Here is a 13,379-nt window from a genome sequence, read left to right as displayed (position 1 = left end):
AACCGGAATGCTGTGTCATGTATTCGAAAAAAGAACGGCCCCAAAGGGAGCCGTTAAGAAGGATGTTATCTGAGGAATGATAGTCAGATCAGACGGTAGCCAGAAGGCAAATCGCCACTACTGCGAATATTCCGTATCTGGGTAAGTGTAAGTCGCTGGTTGGTGGCAATCAGAGATTCCACATCATTGCCGTTGATATAGTCCTCTAGGTCGCTGATGCTGTGGTTGCCACGCAGCACGCGGAAGTTGCCTCTGAAGCGGGTTCTCGTGAACAGTACAAGAGTAGCATTGCTGTTGGTCGAGAAGAAGCGCAGGCTCTCAATTCCGTCCAGGATCGCATCCGTATTCCGAATGCCAAGATTACCTGTGTATACTCTGCTACGCCCTCTGTAATTCTCATCCTCATACACCGTAAGGCGAGGGTAAGTCTGTGAAGCATGAACTAGTTTTCTCATGTGATCATTCCTCCTTCACAGCCATACTATGTGAGCTTTCCAGCTTTGCATGGATGAAGGTCCTATCAGAATGACCTATTTTATATGAAAATAGTGTTATCCGTTGCTAGATACTAGAAAAAGAGAGAACCTTGAGAAGGGATGGCACTGAAAAACGGTAACAAAATAAGTAAGAAAGGCTGGTGAGCCTATGGTTCCGTATTTCAAACAAAAACAATTCATTCTGAAAGCCATTTTTGTAAATGTGAACGAATGATGAAGTTAGCAGCAGCTAAATGAGCTTAGAAGTGAGGCCCTGACCATTACGTAAAGGCACAAAAGTCGTTGTTCTATTGCTCAAGGCAACAAAACAACGACTTTTTCACAGCGGGGCTTGTTATCAGACAATATATTTTAGTAGTTAGGCCATGGATATTCTCCTGGGTCCGAAGGGTTCTCGTTATCACCTGGGTCCGAAGGGTTCTCATGGTCACCTGGGTCCGAAGGGTTCTCGTTATCACCTGGGTCCGAAGGGTTCTCATGGTCACCTGGGTCCGAAGGGTTCTCATGGTCACCTGGGTCCGAAGGGTTCTCATGGTCACCTGGGTCCGAAGGGTTCTCATGGTCACCTGGGTCCGAAGGGTTCTCATGGTCACCTGGGTCCGAAGGGTTCTCATGGTCACCTGGGTCCGAAGGGTTCTCATGGTCACCTGGGTCCGAAGGGTTCTCATGGTCACCTGGGTCCGAAGGGTTCTCATGGTCACCTGGGTCCGAAGGGTTCTCATGGTCACCTGGGTCCGAAGGGTTCTCATGGTCACCTGGGTCCGAAGGGTTCTCATGGTCACCTGGGTCCGAAGGGTTCTCATGATCACCTGGGTCCGAAGGGTTCTCATGATCACCTGGGTCCGAAGGGTTCTCATGATCACCTGGGTCCGAAGGGTTCTCATTGTCTCCTGGAGTAGAAGGGTTCTCGTTATCACCTGGGTCCGAAGGGTTCTCATTATCTCCTGGAGTAGAAGGGTCTCCATCGTTTCCTGGGACAGTCGATGATGTATTTGTACCTTGGAAATCCCAACGGTGAGTCGCACCTGACCCCATAAATTTATCAACAATAATGGAGCCATCAATGTTGGACGAGCCGCTTAATGTCGCGCCCGTAGCTAGGATTGTACCTTGAAATTCTCTATGAAGGTGGATTTTACCTGTGTAGCCTGATTCATTCGTTGAATCTGTGAAATTCCACAGCAAATTGGCATCTGAAAAATCAACTGCAGCGTGGTTGTAACGATCGCCAACGCCCTCATAGCTTAAAATCACTTTCTTAGCGAAATTGTATTCGGTATAACCTTTCAGATCCAAGTTGATGATTATAATAGTTCCTGGCTTCAAGCCAATGATTCTCAAATCTCCTGCGTTTCCTGACAATTCAGCTGCACTAACATTTAAGATAATATTATTGTTCTGTGCGATCACATTAGAAAGATCCAGTGTGTAACTGTCCCCGTATTTATTTAATACAGCCTGTCTAGCATTCACATCTTCAGCCAGGCTTCTTGAGATGCCGGCTAATTTGAAGAATTCACTTTCAAAGTCAATGTATGCTGAGTTTTTATCCTGATAAGCATTCGTTGCATGATCTAATTTCATTCCATTTAAGCCGATAGCATTGTTATTGTCCATCAGGCTTAATTCCGCTGTGCTTCCAACTACGAATTTGTTTGGACGGGCTGATACGATGGAAGATGGACTAATGTTACTTGAGAAGTTTTGAATATAGCTGATATCCATTATACTATCCCATTCAGAATTGCCCCGGATATTTGTTCCGAAGTTGGAGTTACCATTCTTCAGATCTTTAATAGCTACGTTACCGTTTGTATGTGTTAATAGGGAAGCTTCATTAGCAAAAATATGAAAATTTTGTGCAATGCCTAAGAGATTGCTTTCTACATTTGCATTAACACTCTTTTTAATATCTTCTAGTACATTCCCAGATCCGTCGTAAATAAGCTTATCTTTTCTGACACTTTCAGATTTGATTGAGGGAATATCTTTTTCACCGCTTGGTAAGATAGCTTTATTGGATTCTTGTGAGATAGTAGATCCATTGATCGAGATGGGAGCTACCGAGGCTGCTTGAGCCTGGTCTAGACTAGAGGTGTTCGTTAGCGCGGCCAATATAAGTGCGGCTGCAGACGTCCTGTATAAATGGTTCTTCATAATTCTGATTCTCCTTTGACTTAGTAAATGGTTGTTATCATAATTTTAATACCCTTATTCTGTCATGAAAAATAATAAGATACAAGTGTATATTTTCCTTATTTAATAACGAACTGAATTATTTTTTGACAGGACCATGACAAACAAGACATATGAGGAAACTAATACATACTTGATCCAAGAACGATGCTAGAAAGAAATCAGGACATAAAGAAGATAAAGCAAATCCGGGCTAACAACGCCCGGATTTGGATGGCCTAGGTGAGAGGTTCGTCCAACTTGTGTCCGGGTAAAGTGTGAAGGTGCTTATACATAGGTAGCAACAACGCAAAGATCAGCAACAATTATTTAGTTCCTAACCACTGCGATCCTTTCCAGTTCAGCTTGCCTGCACCAGCACCGCTGGAGCTGATCAATCGGGATTTCAGCTTGGAAGGATCGTCAGGTGTATAGCTGTAAGGCAGCTTGCTGAAGCCTGTCCAAGAAAATTTGATGGCATTTGCTGGCTCTGGAGAGAGCGGACTCTTAGAATCTTCACTGCCTCCGCGGAAGGTAACACCATCCATGGTGTAGATGGTATCTAGTACCTGAATTTTACCCGTGTAGTTGCTCTTCTTGGCATCCTTCTGATTGTTTCGCACAGGTGATGAGACATCATTAATGACGGATTTCTCTACGAGCACAGAGCCACCTTCAGTAGAGATTGCGCCGTTGCTCGTTACACCGAAGTGGAAGCCTTTATCGGCAAGAGTCTTATTAATCTTCGAGGTAATCAGTTTTTTGGCTTGCCATGCATTGCCGTTATCCATCACGATATTGTAGGCGTGAACGTTGCCACCGCGCAGACGAGGCATGCGATCCTGAACATCCTTGTAGTAGTTATGGTGTAGCGTCACTTGTAGATCCTTGTTGTCGCTTGCGAACTCATTAGCACCAATCAGATGGCCTTTCTTTTGGCTGGCAGCAACTGCAGCAATATCCTTCGTGCTCAGACCTTGGGATCTAAGCAGGTTGTACATCGGATATTTGGAGCGGTTGGCCTCCAGTTCTTTGATTTGTTGGTTCACCCAGCTATTCGAGTTCCCATTATCCCCGAGGAAGGCGGACCAGGAGATCGTTACACCTGTGCTGCCCTTCTTTACATCGACTAGTCCATCGTATACCTTATTAAAGGTACAGTGATCGATCCAGATTTTATGGCTTTCCTCAATGTTGATATAGTCCCAATCGTTGCGGTCATAGTCGCCTTTGGTTGCTTCATCCCACTCCCACAGCTCGTCGAACTCCAGATTGCGGATAATTACGTTCTGGCTCCGCTTCAACGTGAAGCCCGCATGCTTGATCTTGGCTCCATTGGAGGAGAAGATGGTCAATCCATTAAATCCGTCAATGCTGATTTTGCTTACACCGGTCTTCTTCAGCACAGGATGTGTGAGCGGAGTGGCGTATTGGGCAAAAGGGTTATTCTTGGCAGCAGAAGGAATCTCATTCCATCCCAGATCGAGATCATTCATGATCTCGACAACTTTATATCCTGAACCTTTCTTAAGTGCTTTAGCCAGATCCGTTGCATTGTATACTTTGATGTATTTGGAATTGCTCTCGGCAATGACACCTCCACCAGTGGTGCCCGCTGCGAATCCGGCTACTCCATATTCACTGCTGCTGACAGCAGCCAGGGAAGTAAGCAACATGTCCTCCGTCAGGGCAGGAATCTCTCCGTAGGTTGCATCAATGACGGAACTGGAGAATTGGTCTGTGTTCACAGTCTCCACCTCAAGCTCCGATGCGTTGGTCAAGCTAGTGCTGCCAAGTGACAGTACCAAAGCAAGTGTAGTAGCTGCACAAGCCAGCTTTTTAATTTTGTTACTCCAAATCATTTCTTTACCTCCACAAAGTGTATTATTTTCACAAATTATGTATCGGATTGTTTTTTTGTAATATTTATAGTGCTAAAGTTTCAAGTTTTTGGGTTATAAAACGGGCAGTATGCAGTTTGTGGTTGGGCATGATGAATGAGGAAAATATGATTTCATGCATGAATTAATCAAAAAGGATGATCAACCTTAACTGATGAAAGGAAGTGTGCTCAGGAATTAGCGGCGCATAATCCTTCTTTCGTTTTCATGAGTATGCAGAAAAGGATTGTAACTAAAGTAGCAGGCAACAAAAAAAGCCGTTGCATCTTGAACTTAAGAGTGCATCGGCTTTTGAAATTGTAAGTGTGGTCGTGTTCTTAGACCAAAATACGATGGGGAGGGACTGCGAATCAAGTTATAGCTGTGTATGTTCAAGGCTGCCTAAAGCTCAACTGAAGCTGCACAAGCTCTGACCTGCTCCCTGTCCGAATTGGGGGTCCCCAGAAGCCGTAGCCAGAAGAGACAATGGAGTGAAAAGAATTTTTCTGCAAATATCCCCAGTCATTCTCATATATTGCCCCAGTGATGAGATGAAATGGAGCGATCTGTCCGCGGTGCGTGTGACCAGAGAGCATGACGTCAACCCCTTGCTGCCCAGCAATATCCAGGTCATAGGGCTGATGGTCCAGTAACAGTACAGGCTGAGTGAGATCCACGCCAGCGATCAGCTCAGACAGCTCTGCCCGATCATCATCGGTACGATCCTTGCGCCCGATCAGCGTCAGATTATTTCCGATCTGTATGGACTTGTCGTGCAGCACCTGAATGTGGCTTTCCTCTAGTGATTCGATCAGCTCCTGCGTAGAGTTCTTATCCTTGTCGTGGTTGCCCAGTACAGCATATACGCCAAGAGGTGCCTTCACCTCTGCTATAATCTTGTCAATGCCTTTATTCAAATACGCGCTTAAGTCGTCATCTATAATATCTCCTGCATAAAGGACAAGGTCAGGCTGGAGCGCCTGAATCTCCTCGACCATTTTGCGAGCATGTGCAGCTCCGGATAGACCACCATAGTGCATGTCTGACACCATGACAATATTGAGATCATCCAGGTCGCCCGCAGGTTTATCCAGCTGTATTTCATAATTACGGACGACAGGACTGTATGCATTGAACGAGCCATAACTCATAAGTCCAAGGAAGATAACTAAAGTAGCGGCACCTGCCCACTTGTGCAGCTTATGATGGCGCAGGCGGGTTAGACGGATCAGCCACAGGCTCAGATGCACGATGGGGAGGAGTATAATCAGTAAAGAGAAGGCTGCCATCCAGTAGGAGCCAATCACGCTCAGGAATGCAGCGTTGCCAAACAATCTGCCCAGAATGAAGGAAGAGGCGAGAAAGATAATGGCAATGATGTACAGGATTCTGAATCTGGCAGATACGACAGGCTTCATCCAGCTCCAGCCGCTCCAGCCTATGTAAAATACTAATAAAGCGTAGACTAACAGCATAGCAATTCCGATAAATGCGAACATGTATGTGACAGACCTCCATGCACTTGCCCCTAAGACAAGCTGTTTTTCATGTGTTGTGTAGTAGATGTACAAATACTCTATTTATTTATTCCGATCTCAACTCTCTTTAGCCTCCTGCCAGATTCGTGTCTATACTTATAGTATAACTGCTAGGAGCATCAAAATAAAAATTAGTCGTAACTATACTAGATACAGGCAATAGAGAGGCGTATATGCTGTATTTTGAACTTGGGCATCATTTGGAATTGTGGCATAATAAGGAATCTATGGTGCGAGCTAATTCAATTCATTTTGGAGGAATCTTATTAATATGTATACCGATCCGAAGGGAAATGCTTATAAGGAGCTTATTAAATATGCGATCCAGCGTACACCGCAGTTCATGCTAGGAGTGGGGGGATATTCAACCTTTAGCGGAGATGATTATCATAATATACAGCCCCCGCCCCCAGAGCTACTGGATAGGCTTCAGCCCTATCTATTGGACGTGCGGCGGGTTACACACGAGGAGGTAATGGCAGCTATTGAAAATGGGGAAGAGGGATCCCTATTGGACCACGGTATGAGTGGAGCAGGAGAATTCTATTACTATCGTTGCTGTGAGGCTTCAGGTCAAATCCTGGCAGAAGCGGTACACGGGCTCTATGATTGGTGCTCGCCGCTTCCAGAGGATCTGACCTTTCTGAACGAGGATGGTACGCTCTTCCTGGGCTCGGTTGCCCATGAACGAATGGGAGTTCTGAATGTAGAGTACAGCGAGAGAAGAGAACTTATGTCGCGAATACAGGGCCTGTTCCTGAGGCTACCGGAACACAAGGAATTCGATCGCTATCTGGATGATGCTATCCGGCACCAGACCGACTGGCTGGAGATTCAGGGATATGGACTTACCGAGCTGCCAGTCCGTATTCGTGAACTGCAGCAGTTGAAGTATTTGTCGGTCTTTGAACAGGATCTCGACAAGCTGCCCCCGGCCTTATTTGAACTGACAGGTCTGGAGAGGCTTAGTATCATGTCCGCCGAGCTAGTCGAGATTCCGAGGGAGATAGGGAGCCTTAAGCAATTAAGGAAACTCAGAATCTATGGCGGCAGCTCGGATCGCCCTACTCCGGGCTGGCGTCCCAGACCAAAGGAGGAGCTGCCATTACGAAGTCTTCCTGCCGAGATTGGAGAGCTTAGCAGATTGGAATATCTGGACATCGCCTATAGCGGCATTCGTGAGCTGCCACCAGAGCTGGAGAAATTGCAGAATCTGAAGTATCTGTCTGTTCATTCGAGTCTGATGGAGAAGGAGCCAGACTTCCTCGGGCGAATGAAGTCACTGGAGCATGTATCCATCTCCACGAATCCTCTTGGGATAGGCGATTAATACCATCGCATAGCACCAAGCAACTGTTGCCTCAATAGGGACGTAGGACGTAGAGCCAGCTTCAGCCTCAAGGCAGAACATAAAAGCGATCAGCCCACGTCCCCCCGTCCTAGACGTCGGATTGCCAAGGTACTTAGAGCAGCAATGTAGAGAATGCACATCGTGTAAAATCCTAGCATAGTGCCGGTGGCTAATGCTTCCTGATTCAACGCTCCCATCCCAATCGTAAGCAGGGAGTGAGGAAATAACAGCCCTAGCTTGAGCACATACAAGCCCAAGCCTATGATGCATGCGGATAGCCCAATACCTATGGGCACAGCAAAGCTGCGAATACGCATGGATAACGCCAGTTGCATACTTCCGATCGCCATTCCTGCCACCCATCCCCGGAATATCCAGCTGGGCCATTCAGCGGGCATCCCGGGTGGAAGTCCGATCCATCTTCCCCCGGCATAATACAGGATAAGGAATAGCAACTGGACATATCCGAGGAATAGAGCAAGCATCAACAGCTTGGCAAGCCAAATGGACGCTCGACGGATTGGGGCGCTCAGCAGCAGCTTCCAGTTCTCATTGCTGTGCTCCAGTCTTCCCAGATAGGAGGCCCCGATGGCAATGAGTATAGGAAAGAAGAATTCACCGTAAAACAATCCCACCTGAGACCAGAGACTGTACCATTCGTGCTGCAGTACGCCTTGGTTCAGCATGAAGTTTGCGCAGCCGATCAATACGCTCACCAGTGGCAGAGCCGAGAGAAGTATCCATATTCCTGAGCGTCGCTGCTTCATCCATTCTGCGGTAATACAGCGCAGTAGCATGATTCTATCGCCTCCTATTTATATTGCCTGGATAAATGTATGTGGCCGGCTGTGTATAGCAATGCTGTACCAAGCAGCAGTCCAATGATTGTGGGTAAAGTATCTGGAACATGCCGGATGATGAATTGCAGCTGCTCGTCTACGTAGCTGCTGGTTACCGGGCTAAGGACGGTGTAATACGACCAGATCCACAGAGAACGAACCGACGCTGGGAATAATTCGGCAGTCATTCCTAGGCAAGCACCCAGCATGCCGAGACAGAGAGCCCATGCTTGATTACGGACGACTAAGGACACCCATTGCTGAAGGGCGAGTACAGTCGCCGTGGTCAGCACGGTTCCACAGAAAAAACGAAGCAGCAGCACACCTGGGACAGGCTCATAGCTGTCGATCACCCACCCATAGAGGAGCATCGCACTGCTTTGCAGTATACATATCCCCAGCATGATGCTGCAGAGGCAGAGGTATTTCGCAGCATATAGCTGCCCTGGACGAATGGCCGAACTTAGTAGTAGCTTCCAGGTATCGCCCTTGTGCTCCATATCACATATCCTGGAGGCCATGATGGCTGAGAGCAGCGGCAGGAGCAGACTGTTCATGGAGGCTACCAGCAGAATCAGGGAGGCCCATACATCAACCTGTGGATTCCGTGACATAGACATGCTAATGGCGGAGAAGGCCCAGCCTACTTCAATGATGAGCATACCGATGCCGAAGAGAAGAACCCCTCGACGTCGTAGCTTGAAAAATTCGACCCTCAGCAGCATTAGCATATCGACTGCCCCTTTCCGGTCCATTCCAGGAAAATATGCTCCAGCGATTTCTTGCGTTCCTCAATCCTCAGCACATCAATCTGAGCATGGACCAGATAGCGCACAATCTGGGAAATCTCGTCATCGCTCAGTAGCCCCAGAATCAGACCGCGCCCTTGATCATCTGTGAGGGTATTCATTCCGTGCGTATGTAGCAGCCTCCGCGCAGCGGCATCGTTACGGGTGCGTAGGAGAATATCAGGTCTGCTGCGCTCCTGAAGCGCCGCTACGCTTCCTTGAAAGATAAGAGAGCCATGATGAATGATGCCGACGGAGGTCGCCAGCTGTTCAATCTCACTCAGCAAGTGACTGGATATAAGAATCGTCATTCCATAGCGCGAGGCTAGAATCTGGATCAGTTCACGCATTTCCTGCATCCCAGCCGGGTCCAGTCCATTCGTAGGCTCGTCTAGAATCAATAAGCGAGGTGAGCCTACGAGAGCCATAGCGATGGCTAACCGTTGCTTCATGCCAAGCGAATAGTGCCCCGCCTTTTTGTGCTGCTGACGATCCAGCCTGACCAATTGTAGTGCATCCTTCACTTCCTGATCGGAGCCATGTCGTAGCTGCTGAACGACCTTCATATTTTCCAGTCCAGTAAGATGGCTGTAATAGGAGGGGGATTCAATCAATGAACCGATTCGGCGAAGGATGGATTGGCGTTGTCGGGCCAGATCCTGTCCGAAAATATGTACCTCTCCTGCTGTAGGTCGTGTCAGTCCGAGCAGCATTTTCAAGGTCGTCGATTTGCCAGCCCCGTTCGGTCCCAAAAATCCGTAAATCTCGCCTTCTCTAATCTCTAGGTTCAATTGGTCCACCACGGTTGTGCGGCCGTATTGCTTGGTCAGCTTTCGTGTTGACACAATAAGACTCATCGGTGCTTCCTCCTGTCCTTGTTGGTCTCTAAGAAGATGGTTCAAGTGTAGCTGACGGCCCTGACAGGAGCCTGAGCACAACCTTACGTCAATCTTAAATGTCGGCGAAGAAGCTGCTATAAGCTGTACGGACCACAAAAAATCGGTATGATGTAATACAGGTGATCAATATATGAATGAGTTACAGCAAAAAAAATTGCTGATCGTGGACGATGAGCCGGACATCCGAGGGATGATAGAGAGCTTTCTGCGCAAGGATGGCTTTGCACGAATTTATCACGCCCAGAACTGTACAGCTGCTTTAGAAATGGTTCAGCGGATGAAGCCGGATCTGGTAATTCTGGATGTCATGCTTCCAGATGGTGATGGCTTTTCGCTGCTTACGGCAATTCGTCAGATGTCCAATGTCCCGGTACTATTTCTGTCGGCCAGGGGAGAGGATGAGGACCGATTGCTGGGTCTGGGTCTGGGTGCCGATGATTATATAGTCAAGCCCTTCTTGCCGCGTGAGTTGCTGCTTCGCTTGAAGGCTGTTCTCCGTAGGGTCTACGCTCCGCCAGTTCGGGAGCAACGTCCTGTATTTCAATTGGGAGAGAGAATGGTCAATCTGGAGAGTGGCACAATTCGGGTGCTCCAACAGGAATATGCACTGACAGCCAAGGAATTGTTGCTGTTATCAGCGTTCTATGAGCAGCGCAATCGAATCGTAACGAATGATGCCCTTTGTCAAGCAGCGTGGGGGGACGACTATTATGGCTATGAAAATACATTGATGGTCCATATTCGCCGTATTCGGGAGAAGATCGAGCCGCTTCCCTCAAGTCCACAGTATCTTCTGACCGTGAGAGGTCTCGGATACAAATTGCTAGTGCAGGACGGGGCTGTAGAAGATGTGCGTTGACTACAACAAGGATCAAGCCGTTTCAAATTGTGAGCATGACGCTGACAAGCAGACAAGGACTAGGGGGGAGGAGCCGGAGTGGAAAGCACCGTCAGGATCCTGAGACGCTTCATAAGCTCGACAGTACTCATCTCCATCTTGCTGCTGCTGCTCAATGGAATCGTACTTGTCGTATGGTTCAGTAAGGGAATGAGTACAGAGTTGGCACCTGCAACACTCGTGCGACAGGTGTCTGAGCAACTGCAGCCTGGAGCTGAGGGCTACGCACTCGGGCCAGCAGCTAGCGAGCTGCTGTCTGAGCAGCATGTATGGGCCATGCTGGTGCTGGAGGATGGCAGTATCGGCTGGAGCTATCAATTACCGGATGATCTGCAGCGGGCCTATTCATTGACCGATGTGGCCAAGTGGTCGCGAGGCTATTTGCAGGAATATCCCGTATTCTCCTGGGAGCATCCTGGTGGACTAGTCGTAATAGGCTATCCCGGGAACAGTCTCGCCAAATACCAGTACATTCTTCCCGTCAGCTGGGTGGAGGGTCTGATCAGTAAGCTTGGACTCATTCTTGCAGGTAACATGCTGCTCGCTGTGCTGCTCTCCTTATGGATCGGCTCCCGCCTGATTCAGTCGATTCGTCCACTAACAGAAGGGATTCAGGCGCTAGCTGAGGATCGGGAGGTACGTCTGGAGACCAAAGGAATATTAGCTGATCTGGCGGAACGGATTAATCACGTCTCCCGGCTGTTGCGGCACAAGAAGGACGCCATCCAGAGTCGTGATGCGGCGCGCTCGAACTGGGTAGCAGGCATTTCTCATGATATTCGAACACCGCTGTCCATGATTCTTGGGCACGCCAGTGATCTGGAGGAGAACGAGGCCTTACCTCACGAGCAGCAGAGGCAGGCAGAGATCATTAGACAGCAGGCGGTCCATCTTCGGGAGCTGGTGCAGGACCTGAATCTGGTCTCGAAGCTTGAATACGAGATGCAGCCCTTGAATAGACAGCCACTACGTCTCTCTCGCATTGCAAGGCGTGTGGCGACAGAGCTGATCAATAATGGTCTTGACGGGAAATATACTGTGGACCTGGAGGTAGCAAATGAAGGAGTTCAGGTGCTGGGAGATGAGAGGTTACTGCTGCGGGCAATTACCAACCTCGTTCACAATAGTGTTCGCCATAATCCTGAAGGCTGTCATATAACCATTGCAGTGTTAATGATGAACAGTACTGATGTAGCATCCGATGCGATAGGCACCATGTGCTGCTGTAGGGTATCTGATGATGGGCAAGGTATTGAAGCGCGCCGAATTCCCTGGCTGCTGCAATTACCGTTCTCCAGGTATAACAAATCGCAGGCACACCGTGAGCATGGGTTAGGGCTGCCGATGGCGGCGCAGATTGCCAAGGCTCACCAAGGGAGACTTGTCCTGGAGAACGAGGAAGGAGGGGGACTTCGAGCTATACTGATGCTCCCGTGCTGGGAGGATCAGGACAATCTGTAGTCCAAGCTATTACAGAGTCAATAGTAGTGGGTGATACTTTGATTCGATTTATCCTGAGTCGGGTATCTGAATTGCTGACTTAGTTGTACTTATATTAAGCCTACTTATCTGGAGTCTGCTGCTGTGCTTCCCATTCGGATCTCAGCATACCCATTAGGATACGGTCATATCGCTGTCCATCCCGGTACACGGCAGAACGTACACACCCTTCCTGCTGGAAGCCAGCCTTCTCGTAGGCGCGAATAGCTTTGGCATTATACGAGATGACGTCCAAGCCTACCCGATCAAGGTTCAATTCATAAAAAGCATATCTAAGAATCAAGTGAAGTGCTTCTGTGCCATAGCCTTGATTGCGGTGCTTGGACAGTCCAATCCCAATGGCGAGCTGCCCTGTACGATTGTTCCATTCGATACTGTGAATAACAACGAAGCCTATCAGCTCATCCTCTGTCCGGGTTCTCAAGCGGAAATAGACCTCGCGATCTTTGGAATCCTGTTCTCCCTCCAATTGTCTCTCTGAATAGGGGATAGCCGCTTCCGTATCGACATGACGCAAATATTCCGGGTCCTCATTCCAGGTTAGCATGGTCTGAATATCATCGGCTCGGGCAGTGGTTAGCTTCAGCTTCGGGCCCATAAATAAATTGTCTGTAGTTAACATAAGTAAGTCTCCTCATAGCTGGGAATGTGGCAAAACAAAACGATAATGAAGTCGCATAAAAATAATGAAGTCGAATGAAATTGGGTATAACGATTTGTGGGCAGATTGTGAATCTACTCTACCTGCATATTTTATTATGATTATCAAGGGTTGGCAATAATTGTATTATCTATTAAGCTTGGAGAGAAAGGAGAGATTATATGAATGTTAGTGCTGGCTTCGGTATCATTTCCTTGATCAGTATTATTTTTACCCTTGTCTTCGGAGGTCTGGGCATATACGCGCTGATTCTGTTTATTCAGCTTGCTCAACGTGGAATCAGAGCGCTCGATATCTACATTCGTGATAAAGAGAACGGTCTGAAATTGTAGTGTGGTCCTGCAATGGGAGAG

General features: G+C 48.0%; 12 protein-coding genes. 4 read left to right on the top strand and 8 right to left on the bottom strand.

Annotation, left to right across the window (positions count from 1 at the left end):
- Positions 1–83: 83 nt before the first annotated feature.
- The 4 genes from MKX74_RS19320 to MKX74_RS19305 form a co-directional block, all read right to left on the bottom strand.
- Complete coding sequence (locus MKX74_RS19320; protein ID WP_018884888.1) at positions 84–455, bottom strand: hypothetical protein; 372 nt, start codon at positions 453–455, stop codon at positions 84–86.
- 393 nt (positions 456–848) lie between these two features.
- The gene (locus MKX74_RS19315) at positions 849–2,654 is read right to left on the bottom strand and encodes a hypothetical protein (protein ID WP_341179494.1); all 1,806 of its coding nucleotides are present in this window, start codon (positions 2,652–2,654) and stop codon (positions 849–851) included.
- 344 nt (positions 2,655–2,998) lie between these two features.
- Positions 2,999–4,534 carry a pectate lyase family protein gene (locus MKX74_RS19310; protein WP_341179493.1) on the bottom strand — a complete coding sequence of 512 codons (1,536 nt, stop codon included), beginning with the start codon at positions 4,532–4,534 and terminating at the stop codon, positions 2,999–3,001.
- Between the two features lie 410 nt (positions 4,535–4,944).
- Positions 4,945–6,051, bottom strand: coding sequence for a metallophosphoesterase (locus MKX74_RS19305; protein ID WP_341179492.1), 1,107 nt, complete (start codon positions 6,049–6,051; stop codon positions 4,945–4,947).
- A 310-nt stretch (positions 6,052–6,361) separates the two neighbouring features.
- On the opposite strand from MKX74_RS19305, the gene MKX74_RS19300 reads away from it, so the two are divergent.
- Positions 6,362–7,420, top strand: a complete 1,059-nt coding sequence (locus tag MKX74_RS19300) for a leucine-rich repeat domain-containing protein (protein WP_341179491.1) — start codon at positions 6,362–6,364, stop codon at positions 7,418–7,420.
- Positions 7,421–7,509: 89 nt separating this feature from the next.
- Here the strand turns inward: MKX74_RS19300 and MKX74_RS19295 are convergent, their stop codons facing one another.
- Genes MKX74_RS19295 through MKX74_RS19285 form a run of 3 tightly spaced genes read right to left on the bottom strand, consistent with a single transcriptional unit; the run spans position 7,510 to position 9,925 of the window.
- Complete coding sequence (locus MKX74_RS19295; RefSeq protein WP_341179490.1) at positions 7,510–8,238, bottom strand: ABC transporter permease; 729 nt, start codon at positions 8,236–8,238, stop codon at positions 7,510–7,512.
- Positions 8,239–8,252: 14 nt separating this feature from the next.
- Entirely contained in the window at positions 8,253–9,011 is a 759-nt protein-coding gene (locus MKX74_RS19290) for an ABC transporter permease (RefSeq protein WP_341179489.1), read from the bottom strand.
- Positions 9,005–9,925 (bottom strand): ABC transporter ATP-binding protein, encoded by a 921-nt coding sequence (locus tag MKX74_RS19285; protein WP_341179488.1) that lies wholly within the window; start codon positions 9,923–9,925, stop codon positions 9,005–9,007. The genes MKX74_RS19290 and MKX74_RS19285 overlap by 7 nt, the downstream gene beginning before the upstream one ends.
- 172 nt (positions 9,926–10,097) lie before the next feature.
- Between MKX74_RS19285 and MKX74_RS19280 the strand changes: the two genes are divergently transcribed.
- Entirely contained in the window at positions 10,098–10,826 is a 729-nt protein-coding gene (locus MKX74_RS19280) for a response regulator transcription factor (protein ID WP_341179487.1), read from the top strand.
- A gap of 78 nt (positions 10,827–10,904) precedes the next feature.
- The gene (locus MKX74_RS19275; RefSeq protein WP_341179486.1) at positions 10,905–12,326 is read left to right on the top strand and encodes a sensor histidine kinase; all 1,422 of its coding nucleotides are present in this window, start codon (positions 10,905–10,907) and stop codon (positions 12,324–12,326) included.
- Positions 12,327–12,426: 100 nt separating this feature from the next.
- Here the strand turns inward: MKX74_RS19275 and MKX74_RS19270 are convergent, their stop codons facing one another.
- Positions 12,427–12,987, bottom strand: a complete 561-nt coding sequence (locus tag MKX74_RS19270; RefSeq protein ID WP_025676650.1) for a GNAT family N-acetyltransferase — start codon at positions 12,985–12,987, stop codon at positions 12,427–12,429.
- Between the two features lie 200 nt (positions 12,988–13,187).
- Between MKX74_RS19270 and MKX74_RS19265 the strand changes: the two genes are divergently transcribed.
- The gene (locus MKX74_RS19265) at positions 13,188–13,358 is read left to right on the top strand and encodes a hypothetical protein (protein ID WP_018884878.1); all 171 of its coding nucleotides are present in this window, start codon (positions 13,188–13,190) and stop codon (positions 13,356–13,358) included.
- Positions 13,359–13,379: the final 21 nt, after the last annotated feature.

Source organism: Paenibacillus sp. FSL K6-1230 (genome assembly GCF_038002385.1).
GTDB lineage: Bacteria > Bacillota > Bacilli > Paenibacillales > Paenibacillaceae > Paenibacillus > Paenibacillus massiliensis.
The sequence above is the reverse complement of the archived record's forward strand: the minus strand, read 5'-3'. Positions and strand labels throughout refer to the sequence as shown.